The sequence below is a fragment of the Longicatena sp. genome, assembly GCF_982403165.1.
In genome coordinates, this window is sequence record NZ_CEVYEL010000011.1 from 1 (window position 1) to 24,082 (window position 24,082).

The following is a 24,082-nucleotide window of genomic DNA, read 5'->3' on the forward strand; positions in this document are numbered from 1 at the left end:
GTACTACTATACCATGTTTTTTCCTATCCTAAAAGCCATTTCCTTTTATTACCTCATTAGGTATGGAAACAAAGAAAGCTCTTTTTTTAAAACTGAATTTCTCTTTGCATAATCGCTTCTATAAGATGTATTCCTCTAAAAAACAGCCAACGCCACTTTCTGTATTCGCCTTTGCCACAGCATCTGCCATGGCTTTGGTATCTTCACTGCCATTGCATAACCATACGCCCAAACCAGCATCACGCAGCATTTCATTATCATTGCTGGTATCTCCAAAAGTAAGAACCTCTTGCATCGTTATTCCAATATCCTCACACAGCTTTTGAATACCACTGCTTTTATTTACTTGTGGATTTACAAATTCAAATAGATCTGCCGCTGTTCTAAAACAAACACATTGTGCATTGTGATACTGCTTACCATGAGCCTCTACCTTTGGCATATCTTGTGGATAGCATTGCACAATTAGCTTATTACGTGGGACATCACATAAAGTAAACATGTCTGTCTGTACTTCCTGTTCACAATATGATGCGGCAAGCCTTTTGGTTTCTTCATCACTATAGCTGACATAACGCTTAGCACCATCAAAGATGATAAAGCGTACTTTCCAGCCAGCATAATGCTCCATGATTGCTTTAATGATCGCGCCATCTAAACGATGATATTCTTTTTTGATTGCTGTTTTACAATGATAAACAACACCGCCATTCATGCCAATGACATAATCGACCATCTCTTCCATCTGCCATTGTTTGATGAGCTGTAAGATCCCCTCCACCGGACGTCCGCTGACGATGGCAAATTGCATGCCTTGTTTACGACAGCGTTGAATCATTTCCTTATTCTTCTCACTAACTTCATCCTTCTCATTTAATAAGGTTCCATCTAAATCGCAACAAATCAATTGATACGCTTGGTTCATATTCTTCTCCTTTTTCTTGTTTGCTTTCCTAATAAACGATTGAGCTATTCCATATGCTTTTCCCAGTTCTAAATATCTTGTTAATGCCGGTAGCACCTATGATTGTTTCCTGTTGATGCAGTTGGCACCTTTGCAATTCACCTGTTGAGGCAGTTGGCTTTTACCTGTACATGCCCATTAAAAGAAATAGCCTGTTTATTTCTCAAAAGCTTTCCCAGCAAAACATCTTATGATGTTTTCTATATCTATTATAGCGAAAAATCATGCAAATACCTACCTGATTTTTTTATGTATCTAAACCACATTACTTTCTTTTTATAAGCATGTTTTTCAAGAACAAAAGTGGCTAGTTTTTTACTAACCACCTATTGCATTATCAAATTGTTGTAAATCTTCTCTGGTGTCAATATCCTGTACTTCTGCTTCATTGACTTCCATTAAGATACAAGCTTCTTGATGTCGCATGGCAATCGTTTTTCCACCTTCCTCATGTACTAAGCTATCAAATTCTGAAAACCAGCAGCTTGGAAACAGCATGGGATTGCGAATAGCTCCATGAACCGCAGCACAGATAATATGTTGTGCATCTGCCATATGACATAATTTTTGTAAAGTTTCTGCCTTAATTTTAGGCATGTCACCGGTAAGAAAGACAATGGCATCCGCATCTTTGGCGGCTTTTTGACCTAATTGAAGAGAAGATGACATTCCTTTTTGTGGATGATCATTCTTAACAGCGTGCATACCTCTTGTATGAGCCAAAGCCAACACTTCTTCATATTGACTTACCACATGAATCGCATGAAAGTCCACTTGTTGACAAGTATCCATCACATGTGCCAGGATGGGTTTTCCTTGCCATACATGTAACAATTTGTTTCCTTGAAAGCGTCTGGCATAACCGGCAGCTAAGATAACCAGATCAATCTTCATCTTTTTTCAACAGGATCTTTTCTGCGGTAATCGGTAACGTTCTGATTTGTACACCACTGGCATGAGCAATCGCGGAGGCAATGGCTGGTGCCGGCGTATTGATGACAACCTCACCGATGGACTTTGCCCCAAAAGGACCATGGTCTTCATAACTGCTTTCAAAGTCCACACGAATCGTGCCGACATCCAATCGTGTTGGTATCTTATATTGCAGGAAGCTGCGATTGCGCATCTTTCCTTGTTTGCTATAGCTGATATCCTCATACAAGGCCATACCGATACCTTGCGCGATACCGCCTTCCGCCTGAATTTTAGCCAGATTCGTATTGATGACCGTACCACAATCGACAACCGAAACATAGTCCACTAATGAAATTTCACCGGTCAGCTTATCAACATCCACTTCGGCAATTCCAACCATGAACGGTGGTGGTGAGGTAGGTGAGCAATGGGATGCATTGGCAATCAACACTTCCCCTTTGCCTCCTTCAAAGCAAGTATTGGCAAAATCTTTTAGGCTCATCTGTTTCTTATCTTCAATGGCCGTAATCAGTTCACCATCAAAGCAGATATGTTCTTTTGGTACTTCCATCAATATAGACGCTTCGTTGATGATTTTTTGTTTCAATTCTTCACATGCTTTGACCACCGCCATGCCGGTGACATAGGTCGTTGCGGAAGCATAGGAGCCGGTATCATAAGGAGATGCATCGGTATCAACCGCCTGTGTAACAACTTGCTCAACTTCACAGTCTAAACATTCTGCCGCCATCTGTGCTAAGATCGTATCACAGCCGGTACCCATATCGGTAGCACCGATGGATAAAGTGTAGAAACCATCATCCTGCAACTTGATGATAACAGAGGCAATATCGACATTGGCAATGCCGCTTCCCTGCATGGATAAGGCAACACCCAGACCACGCCGCTTATCCCCCATATCACGACATAACTGTTTTTCTTTCCAGCCAATCATTTCCATAGCTTTTTTCAGACAGCGATCTAAAGCACAGCTGTTGAGATGTTCATTATAGTATTGGGACATGATTTCATTTTCACCAACGATATTCATGAAACGCAGTTCACAAGGATCCATATGAAGGGCATCGGCCAATTCATTAACAGCGGATTCCACCGCAAATTGTCCTTGCGTTGCCCCATATCCACGATAAGCACCGGCTTGCATCGTATTGGTGTATACGACATCATAGGTAAAACGACTAGCTTTGACATGATTGTACAGCGGCAAGGACTTATGACCGCTTAAGCCAACCGTTGTTGAACCATGCTCACCATAAGCGCCGGTATTGGATAAGGTATGTAAATCAATCGCCAAGATCTCACCGTTTTTCTTCGCTCCGATCTTTACATGCATCTTCATCTCATGACGAGAATTGCTAGCCGTAAAAGTTTCTTCACGACTATAAACGATATAACTAGGACGCTTTAATTTCCACGTCACAAAGCCGGTGAAGATTTCACAACAACCGGTTTGCTTTGCGCCAAAGCCACCGCCAATGCGTGGTTTTAAGATACGTATCTTAGCTTTTGGAATCTCTAAAGCATTGGCAACCATACGGCGAACATGGAAAGGTACCTGAGTAGAGCTGACGACATTCAAACGATCAAAGGCATCGACATAGGCATAAGAGCGAAAGGTTTCCATCATCGCTTGAGCATTGGCTTTTGTATGATAATCTCTTTCCAAGATAACATCACAATCCGCAAACGCCGCATCAATATCACCGACACAGCTTTCCCCTTGTGAACAGATATTACGCATACGCGCATTGCCTATCTCACACAGCGTACGATAATTATCTTCTTGATGTACGATGATCTCATTATCGATGGCCTTGGTAAAGTCTAATAATGGTTCATATACCTCATAATCAACCTTGATCAGCTTCATCGCTTTTTCAGCTGCATCTTGCGTTTCTGCGGCAATGATGGCTACTTCATCGCCTACATACCGTACGATTTCATCTAAGATCTTACGATCATAAGGAGAGGGTTCAGGATAAGTTTGTCCGGCTAAGGTAAAGCGTACATCCGGAACATCTTTCCATGTATAAACAGCCACAACACCGGGCATTTTCAAGGCTGCACTTGTATCAATGGCCTTGATGCGCGCATAGGCATGCGGAGAGCGTAACAGCTTTAGGATCAAGGCATCTTTGGGCACCATATCGCCGGTATAGACAGGTTTACCGCTTAATAAGGCATAGGCATCCTTTTTTACAACGGGCTGTGAGATATGTTTCATGCCTGTTCGCCTCCTTTTTCTTGTAAATAAGCTTCAATCGCTCTAAGTTGTCCCATATAACCGGTACAGCGACACAAATTGCCGGCCAGATAGTGATTAATTGCTTCACGTGTGGGCTGCTGCAATTCCTTTTTCATTGCTAAAACATTCATGATCAAGCCAGGAGAACAAAATCCACATTGCTCAGCACCTTGTTTTGCCATATAGTCCGCAAATTCATGTGCTTCTTGTTCAACGCCTTCTAAAGTCGTAACGGCATGTCCATCACAGCGAACAGCCAACATACTGCAGGATAAGATGGGTTTACCATCTAGCCAAACCGTACATAACCCGCAATTGCTTGTTTCACAACCGCGTTTGACACTGTAACAGCCATGTGCACGTAAAAAATCTAATAAAAGCATATCCGGTTTGATATCATCTGTGATACGCTGTCCATTGATCATCATCGTTATCTGCATGTTGCTTCCTCCTGAAGTGCTGTATAGCTTTTTTGTACAAAGGCATGTACTAATGCTTTGCGATATTCCTTAGAGCCACGCATATTATCCGCTAACTCAATTGCGAAAAGGGCTTCTTCAATCTGCTTATCATCATAGCTTACCGGTAATACCACCAATTCTGCACGCTTTGGTCTGGCACCAATAGCAATGCGATAGTTAGTCGCCGTTTTGGCGATGGCAAAATTTAATACGGATAAATCTGTAGCACTTTTGCGCATACATAAAAATTTTGTCAAAAGGGGTTCTTTACGGATGCGGATATGGGTTAATATATCACGCTCATAAGGCTGTTTGCTGTAATCACTCAGCTTTATTTCTCCTTGATGATAGAGTACTACGCTTGTATCTAATACCATGAAGGCTGTAAGTATATCAGAAAAGCCAAAACGTGAATACAAACTGCCGCCAATCGTTGCTGTATTGCGAAATTGTACCCCTACAATATCTTTGATGCTATCCTGTATCAGCGTACCAAAGGCTTTTAAAAGAATCGGGCTTGTTTCCAACTGGCGCAATGTACACATTGCACCAATTTCAATATAGTCTTCCTGTTCCTTGATTTCATCCAGATGCAATGCCTGCAGATCAATTGCCATTGGTACCACACGATCTTGCATTTTCAGCCACTGCATGCCTCCTAAAATTTGATGATTACGATTTTTCATTAACAGCGTATACGCCTCATCCAGCGATGACGCTTTTACATATTGTTGCATATGCAGCATGATCTTCTACTCCTTCCATACCAGATAGCCAGAGCTATCATCCCCTGCTAAAGCAAAGTGTTTTCCATATATTGTATTATAACATTCACAGCACCTTCTGCGTAAGAAGGGTTCTTCTTTTTTCAAATGCGTATATATCCTTCCTTCATGCAGAATGTAAATATCATCTGCATATTGCAAAGCCAAATTAGGATCATGGATGCTGATGAATAAGGATGTTCCTTGCTGTGCCAGCTGTTTTGCCTGTTGCAAGAAAAGATGCTGGTGCTGGAAATCTAGATAAGTACATGGTTCATCCATGATAATGACCTCACTATCCTGTAAAAAAGCTCTGGCTACATAGGTCATTTGCAGCTCTCCTCCACTGATTTCATGTAAATATTTATCCTTGATATGGGCAAGCTGAAACTTTTTTAGGACAGCGTTTGCTTTGGCATATTCCTTTGCGTCAGGAACTTCAAACAGTGACAATCGTCGTGTACAACCGGCAACAATACAATCCATCACCTTGATATCCGCCACCATTTCCTTGATCTGGGGAACATAGCTAAAACAGGCAGCGCGTTGCTTTTCGTTGAGCTTGCGCAAGGATTCTTGCTTCCTTAGGATATCCCCTTGCACGAAAGGAAGCTTATCCAACATGGCTTTCATCAGCGTTGTTTTGCCACTGCCATTTTCTCCTAACATCATCACGATGCGACCTTTGGGAATGGTTAAGCTGATATCATGCAACACTTCTTTTAGCTCATATGCCACACTAACATGAACCACTTCGATCATAATGAAAACCTGCCTTTCACAAAGACGATAATCAGAAAAAGCGCACCAAACAAGGAAGTCAATATACTGATAGGCAGTTCTATCGCTAATACAGCTCGTGCTAAGGTATCACAAACCAAAAGGAAACAGGCTCCCCCAAAAAACGTCTTGCCAAGTGCCTTGCTTAAAGGCTGATGATAGAGCAAGCGTACGGCATGCGGTATCAAAAGACCTACCCAGCTCACGATACCGGCTACACTGACAACCGTGGCAATCATACAGGTAGATAACAATAACGCTATCCAGCGAATCTGCTTTTCTCTAACGCCTAATGTTGTCGTTTCTTCACCAAATGACAGCATTTGAATCTGCCAGCGTAAAAGATAAAGCGAAATCATACAAATCGCACTAACACCGATGCATAGTAAAGCCTGTGTCCAAGTAGCATCGCCAAAGCCCCCCATCAGCCAGTATTCAATGCTAGCTAATTCCTGATAAGGATCTGCGGCTAATTTCAATAACATCAGGAATGAAGTTGCTACAGCTTGTAAGATGATGCCGGCAATGACTAAATTCAAGATGCGATTTCCATGTACTTTTGTTGCCAATAGCATGGTGAAAATAACAAGCAGCAATCCACAGCCAAACGCCATGAGCATCGTAATCCATGGTTCATCATGAAACAGCACGATGGCAAGGGCAGCCCCTAAGGAACAACCACTGCTTGCCCCAATCACATCACCGGAAGCTAATGGATTCTTGAAGATGGTTTGATAAATCAATCCACTGACAGCCAACGCCCCACCACCGGCAAGTACCAATAAGATACGCGGTATGCGAATATTCCAAACAATAGCCTGTATACCAGCATCTCCATGGAAACAAAGGGCAGCCAACATGTCCTGCAGATTTGTACCATAGCGCCCTGCCAGTAAAGCAATCACAAGCAGAATCAGCAGCAGGAGTCCATAGCTGAAATATCTTTTCATATGCATCACCTACTCCTTTCTGCCCTTGGCATTAAGCATATACACATTCCCCGTTCTTTTCGCTTAACATCCCAGCTCTTCTACATCTACATCTATTTGGTAAAATTGTTGATAAAAGCATCTTGCTTCCTGTTTTACGATATCCATAGAAACACGCTCAGGATACAAAATTGCATAGGTCCATAAAACGCCTAAACAGCTTGATAAATTAGGGGTATCCCAAGTTTCTAAATGTGCCGGGAAAACATAGACTTGCTTATGTTTTACAGCATTGACACTCGCGAAAGCTGCATCTTTTGTAAAGTCACTTACTTTAGCACCTTTTTGTTCAATGAAAATAATATCCGGATTCGCTTTGATAAGTGTTTCCTTATTGATACGCAGCCAATTGCCCTTACCATTTTCTTTCATGACATTCTCAGCACCAGCCACCTTCAACAATTCACTTTGAAACATATCTATACCTGCGCTCTGCAATGCCTTTGTTCCTGCAAAATATACTCTTTTATTTGCGTTTTCATCTTTGATATATGTTTCATATAAGTTTTTACGATATGCAAAATAAGCCTTTGCCTGCTTTTGTGCCCCACAAGCCTTGGCGATGATATCTACTGCCTCATCATAGCTATCCATGGTTTCCGGCTGTAACAAGATTACCTTGATATTCAGACTTTCCAATTTCTCCACATAGCTTTTCAGACTTACCGGCAAAAACACAACATCCGGTTTCACTTTGGCACATTCTTCTACATTAAACATTTTCTTATTGCCCATGGCTGGCAACTTAACGATTTCGGGCGCTGCCATTTTATAGATCGGACGTTTATCCGCTTTCATCTCTACCCCAACCAGCTTGTCCTTTTGACCTAATCCAAGCAAAGTAGAAGTCGCAATATAATAGCCACTAACTACCTTTTCCGCTGGTTTTTCCAATGTCACTTTACGACCTGCTTGATCAATGATCGTAATACCTTCTGTTTTTGTTGTTTCCTTATTAGGTTGCTGCGTACAGGCACTCATGCCAACAAGCAAACTCATGGTCGTCACTAAGATTCCTAATTTTTTAAATATCTTCATTATATCACCCTTCTTCATCGGTTTTGTTGATATGGCACAAGCTTGTGAACGTGCGTTCTATGAGCTAATCTGTGTACACAATATTCACCATCCAACACTTATGGTAGAAACACTATAACATCTTTATAAAAGATTATCGTTTCTTATAAAGAATCACGATAGTTTCATCGGCTTTTTAATAATGCCAACACCTTGTCATAAACCTCATCATAACTCATCACATCCAGATCAAAAACTTGCACATCTTTTCTGGCAGCAATGGCTTGTATATATTGTACCTCACATTTCTTCAAAACACCAAGGACGTTTTGTGCCTTTGCAATACTATCTTGTAAGAGTTTTAAATACGCTTTTTCCGCTTGTTCCAAACGCCCGATTTCATCTACTATCAAGACTGGTTTTTGTTGTTTCTTTTCTATTAAAAATTGTCTTGCATGCTGTAACACCGCTACTCCAAATTGATCAAACACCTGGGGAATGACCTCGTTATATGTAGGATGCTGTATTGAAAAACGTACATCGTTATAAGAATTATCCCATAAAGCATGCATATAAAAACCAGTGCGTATCCCTTGTTCATAAAAAGGAAGTGTCTGAAAGCCACAAACGGCTAACGAACACTCCTTGATAAGTTGTTTGATACAGGTTGATTTTCCACACTGGATACGACCTGTCAAAAACACCTTCATATTATGCCTCTTCGATTTGCTTAGGATCTTCTTTATCTTTAGGTAAGACAAGATTTAATACAGTTGCTATCACAAAGGTCATGATAATGCCATTCTGGGCAAAGATATTGCCTACCCAGCTAGGCAGCTGTGCTAAGACTGCCGGTACATTTCCAATACCGACACCCAAGCCGATTGCTAATGCCACGATCAGACCATCACGTTCCGTTAATGGCTTTCTGGTCAAAGATTGAATACCACTCACTAAGATCATCGCAAACATGATGACCGCAGCACCACCTAATACAGACTGTGGCATAACAGAGAACAAAGCACTCAGCTTTGGACAAAAGCCACATAAGATCAAGAAAACTGCGCCAGTCATGATGACAAAACGATTCACGACCTTGGTTACCGCTACCAAACCAACATTCTGAGAAAAGCTAGTATTTGGCAATACACCAAAAATGGAGCCTAACACAGAGCCAAGACCATCTGCCATGACACTACCCTGCAATTCTTTATCTGTTGCTTCTCGATTCAATCCACCATTCGCTACTCCACTGGTATCACCAATTGTTTCAACAGTTGTCGCAATAAACATGATGCCCATTGCAATGATTGCCTGCATATTGAAATCAAAACCTACTGGCATAAAGGATGGTAACGCAATCCAATTAGCTTCTACCACCTGTGTAAAATCGACCATACCTAAGATGATAGCCAAAAGATAGCCTGCAACGATACCAATCAAGATAGATGCGTTATTGATAGCTCCCTTGAACTGTTTTGCTATCAAGATAACCAAAATGACAAAGGTACCAACAGCCAAATGATTTACGGCACCAAAATCGGCAGCTCCACTGCCGCCGCCAAAGTAATTAATACCAACTGGCAGTAAAGATAAACCAATAGAAATAATAACTAAGCTTGTAACAACCGGTGGAAACAACTTACGCAATGGTTTAATGAAATACCCAAGTACCATTTCAAATAAACCACCAACAAAGCTAGCTCCCATCAACGCCCCATAACCAAAGGCTGCCCCAATGGCTTTTGCTGTACCGATAAAACCAGAGCTTGTTCCCATGACGATTGGTAAACCACTACCAATTTTCCAGAAGGGATACAGCTGTATCAAGGTTGCAACACCGGCAACAAACATAGCATTCTGAATCAAGGTCATTTTCAATGCTCCATTCATCTGCAGCATACCGCAAATGATGATCAATGGTGAAATGTTACCAAGAAACATTGCTAAGATGTGCTGAATACCTAAAGGCAGGGCCTTTTTCAAAGGTACCGTGCCATCAAGTTCATAAATTGTATCTTTCTTTCTCTCTTCCATAGTTTCCTCCATAAAAAAATTCTCGTATACGACATACGAGAATCAGCCATTCCATAGTAAAAACGTCTGATTTCGTAGTCCCAAAGTATGGATTGGGGTAGAAACATCTGCCCCATACCGGCAGACGTATACGAAACTATGACATTTTATCACAAATTTCGACAATTTACTATAGTAAGTATAGAATGCATCTTCTTATCTGAAATGTAAAGTTAAATTCAACTTCAAAAGGCCAAACAGTGCGTGTTTTCTATGCAGCATAACATGTTTTTCTCATGCGGCAGCATATCGCTTAAAAATTTATTCGCAAGCAATTAAAATGTTACATTCATGGCATGTAGAATTGGTAAGAAAATGGCTGTTTCCGCGTATTTCTTTATGATATACAAATAAGTTTCTTTTGTCTTGACTTTCACAAAAACATACCGTAAACTTATCATATCAAATAATTTTGATATGAGGTGATAAGATGCAAGATCGTTATACAGAAGATGCAATCATTTTTAAGGCTTTATGTGATGAGAAACGCTTACGTATCATAGCGTTATTAAAGAATCAAGAAAAATGTGCCTGTTCGCTGATTGAAGACATGCAAATCGGTCAATCTTCTTTATCTTATCATATGAAGATCTTATGCGAATCCGGCATCATAACTAGTCGCCAGGATGGGAAATGGACACATTATCGAATAAATCCTGAAGGTTGTGCCTATGCTTTGAAACGTTTACAAAAGATTCTTGCAGGAGATGATTAAAAAAACAAAGTCATGCTAGCTATGACTTTTCTTAACATCACTCACATCAATTTTTTTTAATATGAAAGCAAGGAGGTATTTCATGCGCATTGTACAAAGCGTAATATTATTTCTACAAGATCAAGTGCTTGGCATGCAATGGTTAAAAGATATGTTTGCGGCATTTCTTCAAGCCATTGGCGTCGATATACAAAGTCGTCTTGGCGCAAGTCTGCATTTTTTCTTTTATGATGTGGTAAAGATAACCTTGTTATTGTGCTTGCTTATCTTTCTCATTTCCTATATTCAAAGTTATTTTCCTCCGGAAAAAAGTCGTTCTATCGCTGCACGTTATCATGGCATCAAAGCAAATCTGATATCGGCATTGTTAGGAACCGTAACCCCTTTTTGCTCTTGCTCTTCCATCCCCTTATTTATTGGCTTTACCAGTGCCGGGTTGCCTTTGGGTGTTACCTTTTCGTTTTTATATCTTCCCCGATGGTTGATTTAGGCAGCTTGGTATTATTAATGAGCATTTTTGGCAGTGAAATTGCAATCCTATATGTTTTGTTAGGATTGCTCGTTGCGATTCTTGGTGGTGCCTTCATCGAAAAGATGCATCTTGAACAGCAAGTGGAAGACATCATTTCGCAAGCCAACTGCATGGCAATACATGAGGTGCAGCTCTCACGCAAGGATCGTCTGCAATATGCCAAGGAGCAGGTAAAAGAAACCTTTCAAAAGGTATTCCCCTATATTGTAGTCGGCGTTGCTCTCGGCGCATTCATTCATAACTGGATACCAAAAGAATGGATAACTTCTTTGTTAGGAAGCCATAATCCCTTTGGTGTTATTCTTGCTACCATCGTTGGCATTCCAATGTATGCCGATATTTTCGGGACTATCCCCATTGCCGAAGCTTTATTGGCAAAAGGAGCAGATCTTGGCAGTGTCCTAGCTTTCATGATGGCGGTAACTACCTTAAGTTTGCCATCTTTGATTATGTTAAGAAAGGCTTTGAAACCTAAATTGTTAGGCGTCTTTATTGCCATCTGCACCTTTGGTATTATCGCTGTTGGTTATTTCTTTAACATCTTACAAAACTTTTTATAGAAATGAGGTACGATTATCATGAACATATTTAAGAAAAAAGAAAACAACTCTTGCTGTAACACAGATTTTACAAAAATGAACCAAACTGAATTCAATAAGGATGCTTCTGAATTACTGATACTAGGTTCAGGATGTGCGAAATGTCAGAAATTAACATCTTCCGTCATGACAGCCTTAGAGGAACTGCAATTACAGATTCCTGTCCGTCATGTAACTGATTTTGCCCAAATTGCTGCTTTTGGTGTAATGAGCACACCTGCTATTGTCTATAAAGGAAAACTATTATCTTATGGGAAAGTATTAAGCGTAGAGGAATGTAAACAGCTACTCACACAAACATTCCGCAAGAATACCCATGAATAAACCTAAAGTCGCCTTTATCTGCGTGCATAATGCATGTCGCAGTCAAATAGCTGAAGCATTGGGAAGACATTTAGCAGGTGAGATATTTGAAAGCTATTCAGCCGGGACGCATATCAAATCTAATATAAATGCGGATGCAATTCGTTTGCTGAAACAGCACTATCAAATCGATATGGAGAAAGAACAATATCCAAAACTTATCAAGGACATTCCTTCGGTCGATATCGTCATTACCATGGGCTGTCATGTACAATGTCCTACCATAAGTTGTCAATATCGTGAAGATTGGGGATTACTTGATCCGACAAATCAAGATGATGATGTGTTTATGGATATCATTTTGCAAATCGAAGCCAAAGTGATCACTTTAGCAAAACGAATTTCTGATAAACAACTAAATATAAATTGAATAAAAAAAGAAAATGTCATATGCTGCTTTCAGACGTAAGCATATGGCATTTTTATATGAATTTATCACTTTAATCATTGTTTACATATAGACATTCTGTTAGATGGTTGATAGCTTCGATTGTTTGAGAAAATGAAATGTCTGCTGCATAATTAAATTTTTTCTGATATTTATTCCACATTGCATGCAAATCCGTATTATTTTTAAGTATCTTTACAATACTTTTGGTATCTGCTATTCTTTCATAACTACCTCTATGCTTAGCAGTCGCAATAAACGCTTCTCTTCCTAAATCCGAATCATATTCTTGTGTCTTTTCTAGGATGAATATATCATAATAATCCCTTGGGCGAGTACTAAAAACTCCTCTACTGAAAATTGCCTCTAATTTTTCAGCCATAACAGTTTCGATATTATACACCCATAGCTTTATACGAATGGAATTATCAAACATGCCAATAAATTCATAAGGAACTGCTGCTAGTGTGATGATATCACCTGTCGATATATCTAAAGATAAAGGAGTTACAATGGTTTCATAAAATGCTTGCATTTTTACACAATAACCACCATACACATCATCTTTTCTAATACATTCAATAGATTTTATTTCAAATCTAACATCATCATCTAAATGTTGAGCGCAAATTTCTCTAACGGCTTTTTCTATTTCTTCCTTTTTTAATGGTAAATTCCGCAACGTTGCATCCAGATCCATTGTAGCCCTTGTATCTATTCCCACTAAAGATGCAATCAGCATTCCTCCTTTAATCACAAACATTTGACTGTACTTAGATCGTGAAAGCCTTGCCAAAAAACGTTCAAACATAAAATTTTGTAATACTACTTGAGCAGCTATGTTATTTTTTATAGCATAGTTTTTTATTTTAGCTTTCAAGCTCATTGCTTTTGCGTTCATAACAACACCTCAAGATATTTTTTTAGTGTTTTATCAACTCGCAATATAGAAGCATATGTAAAAAGTCGATTCAAGTCCTTATCAGCATACCTTGCATAATTTTTCACTCCACTGATAACAGTTTCCTCATCACACCGATTTCGACTTCTAAGCAAGTCACATACAGTACGTTCCGCATTATAACAATTTACAGTATTACCAAAAGTTGTTTTTTCCTGAATCATACCGAGCTTATGAAGTTCGGGTTTAATGTAATAACATACACAATTTTCTTTTATACTTTTAGATAAAGACGTATTACTAGGAATCGTTATGATATGCATAAATGGTGTTCGATCAGATAAGCCATTTAAAAACAATGCTGTATCATGAGAAAAAATTATGTTATCTGACCTGCACTGCAATAGAAACATGTCATCGATAATTGTATGTGGTGTTGTGTAAACTCCATGTCCAATTCGTTCTAAAAGGCCTTTTTCCACATATTGCGATAGCAACATTCGTGAAAAACCGAGTTTCACCGTTTGTTCTGTAGTTAAAATTTAAATGATAACTCAATACAAATATCAGCGACTTTTTGGTTTATCAAACAAGAAAGACATTATGAATTAAAAAACATCTTTAAAAATCCGAATACATTCTTTAATAAGCATGAAAGTCAAGTCACTTTATGCCTGCTTTCCTAGCTTATATGCCTGCAACAAAAATTCCTCTTTTTCCTTCATCTCATTGACATCGGTAACTCCAACACCTCGTACAACGCCTTTTAAAACCGTTTTATCAAAACACTCGATCCAACCACCAAGACTTTGTACTGTACGCTCCATGATATCTTCCTCTTCTTCAGCAGCACTCATTAGTAAATAAATATCGCGGAATTGATACTCCGCTGAAAATAGTGGATTACTGCGATCCAATAAGGTTTTCATCTGCCCACTCATCTCATAATAATAAATTGGTGTAGCAAATACGATACTATCTGCAGCTTTCATGGCCGCTAAAATAGATGTCATATCATCTTGCAACACACAGACACCACTTTTCTGACAAGCTAGACAACCGATACAGAAATGGATATTTTTATCCAACAGGCGAATATAGGTAACTTCATGTCCCGCTTCGATAGCCCCTCTGGCGAATTCCTTTGCTAATCTATCTGAATTACTGTTTTGACGAAGACTTGTTGATAAGATAACGATTTTTTTCATTAAAACACCTCCATAGTATCTTTATCCATATTATATAGTCAACTCCTATTCCAGACAAATGCTTAAATGGTAAAGTAATCTATGCCTATAAAGCATATAAGCCAAAAAAAGAGGACAATACCCAATGCACGATCCTCTAATATACTACGTTTTCTTAAATCCTGATTTATCACTACTTACTTCAAATAGGCTACAACATCACGCATATCATCAATAATGCTGTCTGCTTTGCTTTGATCAACACCGTAGCGTTCATCACGATACGCAAAGACTTTCATTCCGGCACGTCTTGCCGCTTCGATACCATAAGAAGAATCCTCGATGGCTAAACATTCCGCTGGTTTTACTCCCAAAGCCTGTGCCGTATGCAAATAAATTTCCGGATTTGGTTTGCTTTCTTCAAACATCTCACCACTGATTTTCACATCAAAACAACCATCCAAGCCACAATCTTGTTCCATCTCTTCAATCTGTGATAAGAAACTGCTGCTTGCGACTGCGGTTTTATATCCATGTTCTTTTAACCAATCCAAGGTTTCTTTTACATAAGGATTGCCGACTTCGCCATAACGAAATGGATGCTCAGCCGCATAGGCTTCATAAATTTCACTGAATTCTTTTACGCTCCAATCCTTTTCCATGATACGAATGCATTCCTCACATGTAAAGGTATAAGAACTGCCAACTAAAAAAGCTAAAAATGCATCATCTGCATGCACATTATAGCCTTCCATAAACTCCTTTAACAATCTTAAATTTTCTGGTTCGCTATCCACCAGCACACCATCCATATCAAAAATAACTGCTTTTATCATTTCTTCTTTTCCTCCCTAATACGTTGTATTGCTAAAATATAAGGTGCTTGTTTGTGATTCACCATACGCATCTGCAATACATTGAAACAATGTCCATCCAATTCTTCACACCAGCTGTTAAAATACGCACTTTCTTTTTGTCCCTGTTCATGTCCTGGATACACGACCAAAACTAGCAAGCCATGTTTATGTAAAAGCTTTAAAGCCTTTGCTACCGCTAGCTTGCTGGTATCTAGCATCGTGGTAATGGTTTCATCTCCATGGGGTAAATAACCAAAATTAAAAATACCGATATCATAACCATCAAGAAACGCATCACAATGCTCATGCCCAACAAGATGTAGCTTTGCCTTTTCTAAAAGTCCGGCTGTTTTCAGTTTTTCTTCACTCATCTTCACAGCTTCCTCTTGAATATCAAAACCATGAACAATCTTTACGTCAGAAAGTTGTGCAAGAAACAGCAAATCATTGCCCTGTCCCATCGTAAAATCAACTGCTATACTATGTTCACCTACATGTTCTTCTATCAGTTGATGTGCCATTTCAACTATTTTTTTCATTGTTTCTCCTTTTTTCCTGAACGATATCATTATATAATAACCCTGAGGTAAAAGCTATGAAAAATAACATTCCACCATCTATGATCAAGATTGTAACCATATTAAAGGAAGCTGGCTATGAAGCTTATTTTGTTGGCGGCTGTGTTCGTGATATGCTAATGCAACGTAAAACGCATGATTATGATATCACCACCAACGCCCTACCCCAAGAAACCATGCAGATTTTTGCCGCAAAAGGTTATCAAGTGATTCCTACAGGCATCAAGCATGGCACCATAACAGTTTTAGTAAACAAAGAACCTGTGGAAATCACAACCTATCGGATAGAACAAACTTATCATGATCATCGCCATCCTAGCGCAATCATCTTCACAAAGGATCTAAAAGAAGATTTAAAACGTCGCGATTTCACCATGAATGCCATTGCTTATGATCCTACTTATGGCCTTTACGATCCCTTTCATGGAGCACAAGATATTGCACAAAAACGCATTCGTTGCGTAGGTGATGCTACCACGCGGTTTCAAGAAGATGCCTTGCGTATGCTTCGTGCTTTACGCTTTTCCTGTGTCCTTGATTTCACACTTGATAAAGCGTGCGGAAAAGCCATACAGCAAAATCATAACTTATTACATTATGTTTCCAAGGAGCGTATTCGAGAAGAATTCAATCGTTTGTTAATGGGAGAAAAAGCAAATACCTTACAGCTGTTATACGACTTCCATGTACTGGATGAAATCTTACCAGGCTATAGTGCTTTGTATGGGCATGAACAAAAAACACCTTGGCATATTTACGATGTGTTTCAGCACACCGATATCGCTTTAAATCATACCAAAGGATATCCCTTAGAAAGTAAGCTTGCTATTATTTTTCATGATTGGGGCAAACCTGCTTGTGAAAGCTTTGATGATAACGGCATTGCGCATTACAAAAAGCATGCTTATGTCAGTGAACAAATCGCATATGAGCAAATGAAAGCTTTAAAGTACGATAACAAAACGATTGAAACCGTATGTCTGTTTATTCGCTATCATGATTACTATGTGCATGAAAAGCGCTCTACTTTACGACGCTTTGTTGCTCATTTCCACAATGACTTCACCTTGGCAAAACAGGCTCTAGATATCCAGCTTGCAGATGATATGGCAAAAAATCGAACAAAGTCTGATGAAAAAATCGTCATTATAAAAAGCTGTCAAAGACTTTTGTCAATCATGGAAAAAGAGAAAGATATGCTAAGCATGAAAGATTTGGCAATCAATGGCCATGATCTCATACAGCTTGGCTTTCAAGGTAAAACCATTGGCGATGTATTAAAAGCAGTTTATGAGTGGGTGTTGGAGGAGCCATCACGCAATGAAAAAGATATCTTAGAAAGATATATTAAAACAGAATTCCTTAACGTTTGTGAATACATAGGAGATGCTTATGAAAACTAAGAGATTACATATCCGAAGATTTCAACCAGATGATCTTGCGGATTTATTTAAATTACTTTCCGATAAAGAGGTTATGCGGTATTTAGAAAAACCATATACTTTAAAAAGAACAGAACAGTTTTTACAAGAAGCAGGTTTACACAAACATCCGCTTATCTTCGCAGTAGAAGATATGTGTGGAAATTTAATTGGATACATCATCTATCACCCGTATGATGAAAGCAGTTATGAAATAGGGTGGGTATTGTATAAAACAGAATGGCGAAAAGGTTATGCACAAGAATTGACCGAAGCTATGCTATGCGATGCTAAGCAAAAAAGGAAAAACTTAGTTATTGAATGTGTTCCAGAACAGGAATCAACAAAGCGCATAGCCCTTAAAAACCATTTCCGTTTTATTGATCATATAGATCATTGTGATATTTATAAATTAAATCTATTTTCGTAATGAAGCTGTTTATCAGCTTTTTCTTTTTCCTTTTTTATTATCTGCTTTTTTATGGTCTTCCGCCCCTTGGAGGCATACCACCACTGGGCTTTCCCATCATACCACTGTTTCCATAAGTGGTAATGGTTTCTTCTATCGTTAAACTGGTAAGCTTGTCACCATTTGTTGCATTCGTTGCCATGATATCACGCTTTTTATTTGCCGTACCATTTGTCATGATTTGATAAACAGCGTTTTTCTTTATATCAGAAGAGCTAATAACAATGGATTGTATCGTACGCGTAGGAACTGCACCTATCACAAACTTTCCATCAGCATCCTCTAAATATATGGCTTTTCCTGCCGCTAATGAAGCATCGACATTAAGCATTACACTGTTTTGTTTACTATTGCTAGATGGAGCCATTGCCATGCCACTACTGCCTAAGGCAATAAGTGTTCCACCATTCATTTGAAAACGGCCATCATAATCCAAAGCACTATTCCCGCCAGTATCAGGTCCCATGATAAGCAACGTACCATCTTCCATTACGATATCCTGATTGCTATCCACACCATCGCCATAAGCATCGACATACGTATATCCACCGAAAATCTCCAATACTGGATTGCCTTCTCCTGCTGCATTTATTCCATCATCGCTGGCACATACCGAAATTTTACCACCTTTAATAACGATATGTAAGGCTTCCAAGCCTTCATAGCTTTGTTTCACCTGGAGCGTACCATCCTCGATTGTAAGCTTTTGATCCGCATGGATACCATCATCATCACTCTTTAAAGTAAATGTTCCTTTTTTTATTTGTATTGTCGTATTGCTATGAATTGCATCATCATGGGCATTGATAGAGAAACTACCATTTTCAATAAGCATCGCTTTTCCACTCTTCATACCTTTACTGCTTTTTTCATCTGTCTCCTCATGATCCTTAAAATCACCCCAAGGCTGCTGATTCTGTGCCACTTCATTAACACTTCCTTCACCACTTACAATCGTGTACGTTCCATTTAAGATACGTAAGGTCGTAGCTGCCTGAATGCCATCTTGCTTTGCTGTGATATGAAAAGTTCCTTTTTCAAGGATCATGGCACCTTTTTCCTGATTCGTCGTTACGAATCCATCTTTATTGGCTTTGATCGTATATGTGCCATCGCAAATATACAATGCATCTTTCCCTTTTACTGCATCATTAGCTGCGCTTATCTGTAAGTTTGCATCTAGCAATTTCAGTTTATCTTTGCTTTGAATACCATTTTTATATGAGGCATTCACCTGTAATTCGCCACTGCCATTGATGGTCAAATCAGCCTTGCTAAAGATGGCTGCCGTCGGTTCTTTATCTGTATTGACTTCATAGCTATCCGTGTCAGTTATACTATTTTTAGTTCCTTGTGGTAAGGATAGTATGACCTTCTTTGCCTTTTTTACATAAATAGGTGCTGTAGAAGCACTTTGTATGCTAGCATTCTGTAATACAATACGCACTACATCATTCTCCTTGGCATCTACGATGATACTGTGCTTCTGTAAACTCCCTTCTAAAACATAACAACCAGCACTTGTAATCTTGACATCTGTGGTTTGGGAAGATAATGCAATGGTCGTTGTTTCTTCCGTTTGATAATCGCTGTAATAATCATTTTCCTTAAAGACATCTAAGCTGCTTTTCTTTGATGTCGTTTCTTTAGTGGCGGATGTTGTTTTTTTCGTTGTTGCTTCTTGTGATTGTGTACAACCACTCAAGCATAATATCATCATGATACATAAAAAGGTTTTCTTTGTTCTATAGTTCATCTACATTCACCTGTCTTCTTGCACAGATTACGCTTAAATTCCCATTTCTAACCCGAATCGCGTCAATCATTTCTTTTTCCATCATGCTATCCTTTAATTCTATCTCATATAGCAATTCAATCATGGAGCCTAACTGCATGGTCTTTACCCGTATTAACTCTTGCTTCTTCGTATACGTTGCTAAAATATCCGTAAAAACTTCTGTGTAATCTAAATCTTCAGGAATGACGATCTTTAATTCTTTAAACTGCGTGGATGGTTTTAATAAAGGGATTTTTTGTAAAGCGATGGAAAATATAGATATCAATAAACTCATAAAAAAAGCAAAACTAACAAAGCCCATACCGATGGCTAAGCCGATGGACATCGCAAAGAAGATAAAGGTAATCTCACGGCTGCTGCCAGGCACTGATCGAAAACGAACCAAAGAAAAGGCTCCTACAACTGCAACACCAGTACCTAGATTTCCATTCACCATCATGATAACAAACTGGACCAAGGAAGGTAAAATAGCCAGCGTTAACATAAAATTACGCGAAGCCACATGCTGTATACGATAAACTAAAGCAATCAAAATGCCTAAACCTAGTGCACTAAAGGTACAGATAACTCCCTGTCCTATCGTTAATCCTTCACTTAAATCTGTTAAAATGCTTGTAAACATGTTTGTCTTCCACCTTTCTGTTTTGCTTCCTTCATTACGATATTGGCAACTTTAGAAAAAGAAGTTGGATAAATCTGCAGCTTAGATAAAGCCTCTACCAACCAAAAGGGATAACTTCCACATGCTTTGATTTCCATCAGCACTTGATCTTTTTCAAATAAAGGAAATGTCCCTTCTTCATCCTGTAAATTTAACTTATGCATGCGTCCTCTGATGTGTTTGTCAAATGTAATGCGTAATCCTGGTTCTTGCTTACCTACATAAGAGCATCGATCGTAGGCGATATATACTTTAGGTAAAGCTGCATGAAAGGCTAGTGCATAACACAATTCACGTGCAATCTGTGAATCCTTTCGATCATGTCGTTCTAGCATATACATGGCTTCCTGCAAAGGCAGTTCTAACCGTCGCTTACATACGGTTTGTCTATATTTTTTCTTTATTTCCAGAAAAACCATACTATTATCTTTTAAGCTCATTGGTGCATAACTACGCAACCGTAATTTTTCTTTATATAACGGCTTCTGCATAGAAGTTGTAATCATATGATAATCATCTCCATCTAGATATAAATTATAAATATGACTGGTTGGATATATATCCTTCACAAGATAGGGTGCTATCTGCGTAAAGATCGTTTCATAAACAGCTGTTGATAATACATATTTCTTTTCTACCCGTTGAATCGTCTGTTGTTTCATTCTCATCACCTCCACTTAAGCATATCGAAGTTTAGCGATGTAAAGATGGCTGTTGTCTGAAGATTATGTGAAAATACTGTTTGCATTTGTTCTTTTTGCTTCTTTCAACACAACTATGAAAAAAAGCATGATGTCATGCTTTCGTCGTATTCGTCTTACTAAGTTTTGCTAGATCCTCACAAAGAGCATCTAAGGTTTCTTCATCCAGCTGTGATAAAATATAGCTATGGTAACGACAATACTTCCTTTTGATATCTTGTATCGTTGCCAACTCATTTGGATCGTCTATCCGATTTTCTAAAACCGTTAAAACATCACCGCATAATTGAATCGGACGATCATAGATCATCGTAATATCTGTTAGCTCCTTTATTTGTATATCTGTGCGTATGCGCATCGCCTGTTGTAAATGCTCTTCCATTCGTACTGCTTTTGTATGTATCTGAAAACCTTTCATAACTATCGCCATCCTTTCTGATAGTTTCATTTTAGAATACTTTGTGACAATATCTATGTAACAATAAAAAAATACCTAAAGTTTTTATTTACTTTAGGTCATAAACTTATCGTTCCTATAAATAGTCTTCTAAATAGCTTTATGCTTAACTTATGCCAAAAAATGAAAGTAGTACAGCACCTACACCACATAAAAACATAACGACGATCGGACTTTTTTTATACTTGCGCAAGATAAAGAAAGCAACAGCAAACAAGCCAACACTTTCCCAGCTGATGGTTGCTAACTGCATTTTTCCATCCGGCCAGAAAGCTGACATTGCTAATGATAAACCTGCACTGGCGATCAAGGCAACAACTGCTGGTCTTAAGCCTTTTAAGACCGCTTGTATGGTATCCAACTGACGATATTTATAATAGATAAATGCCAGGGTTAAAACAATGATGAAACTAGGAATTACCACACCGACACTTGCCACGATAGCACCGGGCAAGCCCGCTATTTTCGTACCGACAAACGTAGCACCATTGATAGCGATAGGACCAGGCGTCATTTGTGAGATCGTTAAAATATCCGCAAACTCACGCATCGTGATCCAATGATGTAAATCAACAACCTGACTTTGGATGATTGGCAAAGCTGCATATCCACCGCCAATACTAAGCAAGCCGATCTGTAAAAAGCTTAACAATAACTGTAAATAAATCATTGAATTGGCCTCCTTTTCGCATAACGTTCAATTAGAAAACCAAGAATTCCACAGCCAATGATGATAATTAACAAATGCAGATGCAATACCACATTCGCAAAAAAAGCTATTAACATGACGGCAATATAAATTTTCTGAGGTTGTGACGCCACTTCTTTTGCCATCGTCCAAACAACATCGCAAATTACAGCCGCAACACCTGCCTGCATACCAAATAACATGATCTGAATCCATTTAATGGATACAAAGGCCTCATAAAAATAAGAAATTACAGAAAGAATGATCAAAGGCGGCAAGATTGTTCCAAAAACAGTAACAAGTGCCCCCAAGACACCACCACAGCGATATCCGATAATGACAGATGCATTTACTGCTAACGCTCCAGGACTGGACTGGGCGATTGCTACCATGTCCATCATTTCTTTCTCATCAATCCATTTCAGCTTTTCCACAAATTCCTTACGCATCAAAGGAACTATGACATAACCGCCACCAAATGTGAATGCACTCAAATAAAATGTTGAGGTAAACAATTTTCTATATAAAGTAAAATTTCTTTCCATTCCATCACCTTCTGCTTTTATTATATGCTTTCTTAGTTTATAATGAAAATAGTATTATCATATATAGTTTATAAGATTTTATTATGAAAGGGGCTTTTTTATGACATTACGACACTTACGCATCTTTGCGGCTGTTTGTAGATGTGGCAGCGTTACAAAAGCTGCTGCTATGCTCCACATTGCACAGCCTAGCGTATCCTTAGCCATTCGCGAATTGGAAGAATACTATCAAATCACCTTGTTTGATCGTATATCACGCAAGCTTTATATCACAGAACAAGGTGAACGCCTTTTAAAGTATGCAACACATATCACCTCTTTATTCAATGAAATGGAGGAATCCATTCAAAGTGTCAGTGAATATGAACCATTGCATATTGGCTCTAGTATCACCATAGCGAACTCTTTTCTATGTGATTTTCTTGCCCAATATCAACAAAATTATCCAAAACGAAACTGTCAGGTTTTAATTGAAACAAGCGCTATGCTGGAAAGTAAGATCTTAAACAATGAATTAGATCTAGCAATGGTAGAAGGTATCCCAACACATCCATCCATAGAAAAATTACCTTTCTTTCAAGATGAGCTGGTCATCTTATGTGCCAATGAGCATCCGTTTACCAAACATGAACATTTAAGTTTTGCGGATCTCTTGCAAGAACCTTTTTTGTTAAGAGAACGCAGCAGTGGTACCAGAGCTGTCATTGATTCTATCCTACAGCTTTACAATATGAATGTCACTCCTATTTGGGAAAGTGCCAGTACCAGAGCTTTGGTAAAAGGAGTGCAACGAGGCTTTGGCATTTCCATATTGCCCTATCAGATGGTGAAAGAAGACTTACAAAACCAATCCATCCAGCGTCTGTATGTAGAAGACATTAATCTGCAGCGTAAATATTTCATTATCTATCATCACAATAAATATGTTACTCCTGCCATGCAGGATTTCATCAACATTGCTTTACAGGTAACAACCTTACAATAATGATA

Annotated in this window: 27 protein-coding genes, 1 pseudogene and 1 riboswitch; of the genes and pseudogenes, 7 read left to right on the forward strand and 21 right to left on the reverse strand. The window is 38.8% G+C overall.

The genetic code is table 11. From position 1 onward, the window contains the following. Positions 1 to 118 precede the first annotated feature (118 nt). The 10 genes from AC1VS3_RS03710 to AC1VS3_RS03755 all read right to left on the reverse strand — a co-directional run bounded on the left by AC1VS3_RS03710 (position 119) and on the right by AC1VS3_RS03755 (position 10,193). Positions 119 to 925 (reverse strand): Cof-type HAD-IIB family hydrolase, encoded by an 807-nt coding sequence (locus tag AC1VS3_RS03710; protein ID WP_481275518.1) that lies wholly within the window; start codon positions 923 to 925, stop codon positions 119 to 121. A 357-nt stretch (positions 926 to 1,282) separates the two neighbouring features. Next, positions 1,283 to 1,858, reverse strand: a complete 576-nt coding sequence (locus AC1VS3_RS03715; RefSeq protein WP_119983526.1) for a nucleotidyltransferase family protein — start codon at positions 1,856 to 1,858, stop codon at positions 1,283 to 1,285. After that, entirely contained in the window at positions 1,848 to 4,124 is a 2,277-nt protein-coding gene (locus AC1VS3_RS03720) for a xanthine dehydrogenase family protein molybdopterin-binding subunit (RefSeq protein WP_481275519.1), read from the reverse strand. The genes AC1VS3_RS03715 and AC1VS3_RS03720 overlap by 11 nt, the downstream gene beginning before the upstream one ends. Further along, positions 4,121 to 4,585: a (2Fe-2S)-binding protein gene (locus tag AC1VS3_RS03725; protein ID WP_008689070.1), complete on the reverse strand. Its 465-nt coding sequence runs from the start codon at positions 4,583 to 4,585 to the stop codon at positions 4,121 to 4,123. Before AC1VS3_RS03725 ends, AC1VS3_RS03720 begins: the two co-directional genes overlap by 4 nt. Beyond that, a complete protein-coding gene (locus AC1VS3_RS03730; protein ID WP_119983528.1) occupies positions 4,576 to 5,352 on the reverse strand; it encodes an FAD binding domain-containing protein in 777 nt (258 codons plus the stop codon). The genes AC1VS3_RS03725 and AC1VS3_RS03730 overlap by 10 nt, the downstream gene beginning before the upstream one ends. A 6-nt stretch (positions 5,353 to 5,358) precedes the next feature. Beyond that, positions 5,359 to 6,132, reverse strand: coding sequence for an ABC transporter ATP-binding protein (locus AC1VS3_RS03735; RefSeq protein WP_119983529.1), 774 nt, complete (start codon positions 6,130 to 6,132; stop codon positions 5,359 to 5,361). Next, complete coding sequence (locus AC1VS3_RS03740) at positions 6,129 to 7,106, reverse strand: FecCD family ABC transporter permease (RefSeq protein ID WP_321193009.1); 978 nt, start codon at positions 7,104 to 7,106, stop codon at positions 6,129 to 6,131. Before AC1VS3_RS03740 ends, AC1VS3_RS03735 begins: the two co-directional genes overlap by 4 nt. A gap of 57 nt (positions 7,107 to 7,163) precedes the next feature. Next, positions 7,164 to 8,177: an ABC transporter substrate-binding protein gene (locus AC1VS3_RS03745; protein WP_119957482.1), complete on the reverse strand. Its 1,014-nt coding sequence runs from the start codon at positions 8,175 to 8,177 to the stop codon at positions 7,164 to 7,166. A 164-nt stretch (positions 8,178 to 8,341) separates the two neighbouring features. Next, positions 8,342 to 8,866 carry a nucleoside-triphosphatase gene (locus AC1VS3_RS03750; protein ID WP_119957481.1) on the reverse strand — a complete coding sequence of 175 codons (525 nt, stop codon included), beginning with the start codon at positions 8,864 to 8,866 and terminating at the stop codon, positions 8,342 to 8,344. A 1-nt stretch (position 8,867) separates the two neighbouring features. Continuing rightward, the gene (locus tag AC1VS3_RS03755) at positions 8,868 to 10,193 is read right to left on the reverse strand and encodes a uracil-xanthine permease family protein (protein WP_119957480.1); all 1,326 of its coding nucleotides are present in this window, start codon (positions 10,191 to 10,193) and stop codon (positions 8,868 to 8,870) included. A 55-nt stretch (positions 10,194 to 10,248) separates the two neighbouring features. Beyond that, a riboswitch (purine riboswitch) is annotated at positions 10,249 to 10,347 on the reverse strand. A gap of 315 nt (positions 10,348 to 10,662) precedes the next feature. On the opposite strand from AC1VS3_RS03755, the gene AC1VS3_RS03760 reads away from it, so the two are divergent. The 4 genes and pseudogenes from AC1VS3_RS03760 to AC1VS3_RS03775 all read left to right on the forward strand — a co-directional run bounded on the left by AC1VS3_RS03760 (position 10,663) and on the right by AC1VS3_RS03775 (position 12,811). Next, a complete protein-coding gene (locus tag AC1VS3_RS03760) occupies positions 10,663 to 10,947 on the forward strand; it encodes an ArsR/SmtB family transcription factor (protein WP_008689078.1) in 285 nt (94 codons plus the stop codon). Positions 10,948 to 11,098: 151 nt separating this feature from the next. Then, positions 11,099 to 12,039 (forward strand): annotated as a pseudogene (locus AC1VS3_RS03765) (permease). 18 nt (positions 12,040 to 12,057) lie between these two features. After that, positions 12,058 to 12,402: a thioredoxin family protein gene (locus AC1VS3_RS03770; RefSeq protein ID WP_008689081.1), complete on the forward strand. Its 345-nt coding sequence runs from the start codon at positions 12,058 to 12,060 to the stop codon at positions 12,400 to 12,402. Beyond that, the gene (locus AC1VS3_RS03775) at positions 12,395 to 12,811 is read left to right on the forward strand and encodes an arsenate reductase/protein-tyrosine-phosphatase family protein (RefSeq protein WP_008689082.1); all 417 of its coding nucleotides are present in this window, start codon (positions 12,395 to 12,397) and stop codon (positions 12,809 to 12,811) included. The genes AC1VS3_RS03770 and AC1VS3_RS03775 overlap by 8 nt, the downstream gene beginning before the upstream one ends. Before the next feature lie 70 nt (positions 12,812 to 12,881). On the opposite strand, the gene AC1VS3_RS03780 is transcribed toward AC1VS3_RS03775, so the two are convergent. The 5 genes from AC1VS3_RS03780 to mnmM form a co-directional block, all read right to left on the reverse strand. After that, positions 12,882 to 13,730 carry a nucleotidyl transferase AbiEii/AbiGii toxin family protein gene (locus tag AC1VS3_RS03780; RefSeq protein WP_008689084.1) on the reverse strand — a complete coding sequence of 283 codons (849 nt, stop codon included), beginning with the start codon at positions 13,728 to 13,730 and terminating at the stop codon, positions 12,882 to 12,884. Then, entirely contained in the window at positions 13,727 to 14,272 is a 546-nt protein-coding gene (locus AC1VS3_RS03785; RefSeq protein WP_213540241.1) for a type IV toxin-antitoxin system AbiEi family antitoxin domain-containing protein, read from the reverse strand. The genes AC1VS3_RS03780 and AC1VS3_RS03785 overlap by 4 nt, the downstream gene beginning before the upstream one ends. Positions 14,273 to 14,398: 126 nt before the next feature. Next, positions 14,399 to 14,938, reverse strand: a complete 540-nt coding sequence (locus AC1VS3_RS03790; protein ID WP_008689088.1) for a flavodoxin family protein — start codon at positions 14,936 to 14,938, stop codon at positions 14,399 to 14,401. A 176-nt stretch (positions 14,939 to 15,114) separates the two neighbouring features. After that, a complete protein-coding gene (locus AC1VS3_RS03795) occupies positions 15,115 to 15,753 on the reverse strand; it encodes an HAD family hydrolase (RefSeq protein ID WP_008689090.1) in 639 nt (212 codons plus the stop codon). Then, positions 15,750 to 16,313, reverse strand: coding sequence for a tRNA 5-(aminomethyl)-2-thiouridylate-methyltransferase MnmM (gene mnmM / locus AC1VS3_RS03800; RefSeq protein WP_008689092.1), 564 nt, complete (start codon positions 16,311 to 16,313; stop codon positions 15,750 to 15,752). The genes AC1VS3_RS03795 and mnmM overlap by 4 nt, the downstream gene beginning before the upstream one ends. A gap of 56 nt (positions 16,314 to 16,369) precedes the next feature. Here mnmM and AC1VS3_RS03805 point away from each other — a divergent pair, with 56 nt between their 5' ends. Both AC1VS3_RS03805 and AC1VS3_RS03810 read left to right on the forward strand, forming a co-directional pair. Continuing rightward, positions 16,370 to 17,755: a CCA tRNA nucleotidyltransferase gene (locus AC1VS3_RS03805; protein WP_008689094.1), complete on the forward strand. Its 1,386-nt coding sequence runs from the start codon at positions 16,370 to 16,372 to the stop codon at positions 17,753 to 17,755. After that, the gene (locus AC1VS3_RS03810; RefSeq protein WP_008689096.1) at positions 17,745 to 18,203 is read left to right on the forward strand and encodes a GNAT family N-acetyltransferase; all 459 of its coding nucleotides are present in this window, start codon (positions 17,745 to 17,747) and stop codon (positions 18,201 to 18,203) included. The genes AC1VS3_RS03805 and AC1VS3_RS03810 overlap by 11 nt, the downstream gene beginning before the upstream one ends. Before the next feature lie 49 nt (positions 18,204 to 18,252). Here the strand turns inward: AC1VS3_RS03810 and AC1VS3_RS03815 are convergent, their stop codons facing one another. From AC1VS3_RS03815 to AC1VS3_RS03840, 6 genes are all read right to left on the reverse strand, one after another. Beyond that, complete coding sequence (locus tag AC1VS3_RS03815; RefSeq protein WP_008689098.1) at positions 18,253 to 19,998, reverse strand: carbohydrate-binding domain-containing protein; 1,746 nt, start codon at positions 19,996 to 19,998, stop codon at positions 18,253 to 18,255. Further along, positions 19,988 to 20,662 carry a DUF4956 domain-containing protein gene (locus AC1VS3_RS03820; RefSeq protein WP_008689099.1) on the reverse strand — a complete coding sequence of 225 codons (675 nt, stop codon included), beginning with the start codon at positions 20,660 to 20,662 and terminating at the stop codon, positions 19,988 to 19,990. Before AC1VS3_RS03820 ends, AC1VS3_RS03815 begins: the two co-directional genes overlap by 11 nt. Next, on the reverse strand, positions 20,644 to 21,363 hold the full coding sequence (locus AC1VS3_RS03825; RefSeq protein ID WP_481275520.1) for a VTC domain-containing protein: 720 nt from the start codon (positions 21,361 to 21,363) through the stop codon (positions 20,644 to 20,646). Before AC1VS3_RS03825 ends, AC1VS3_RS03820 begins: the two co-directional genes overlap by 19 nt. 133 nt (positions 21,364 to 21,496) lie before the next feature. Continuing rightward, positions 21,497 to 21,820: a hypothetical protein gene (locus AC1VS3_RS03830; RefSeq protein ID WP_008689103.1), complete on the reverse strand. Its 324-nt coding sequence runs from the start codon at positions 21,818 to 21,820 to the stop codon at positions 21,497 to 21,499. Between the two features lie 145 nt (positions 21,821 to 21,965). Beyond that, the gene (locus AC1VS3_RS03835) at positions 21,966 to 22,529 is read right to left on the reverse strand and encodes a chromate transporter (protein ID WP_008689105.1); all 564 of its coding nucleotides are present in this window, start codon (positions 22,527 to 22,529) and stop codon (positions 21,966 to 21,968) included. Then, positions 22,526 to 23,092, reverse strand: a complete 567-nt coding sequence (locus AC1VS3_RS03840; protein ID WP_008689107.1) for a chromate transporter — start codon at positions 23,090 to 23,092, stop codon at positions 22,526 to 22,528. Before AC1VS3_RS03840 ends, AC1VS3_RS03835 begins: the two co-directional genes overlap by 4 nt. Positions 23,093 to 23,192: 100 nt before the next feature. Here AC1VS3_RS03840 and AC1VS3_RS03845 point away from each other — a divergent pair, with 100 nt between their 5' ends. Then, the gene (locus AC1VS3_RS03845) at positions 23,193 to 24,077 is read left to right on the forward strand and encodes a LysR family transcriptional regulator (RefSeq protein ID WP_008689109.1); all 885 of its coding nucleotides are present in this window, start codon (positions 23,193 to 23,195) and stop codon (positions 24,075 to 24,077) included. Positions 24,078 to 24,082: the final 5 nt, after the last annotated feature.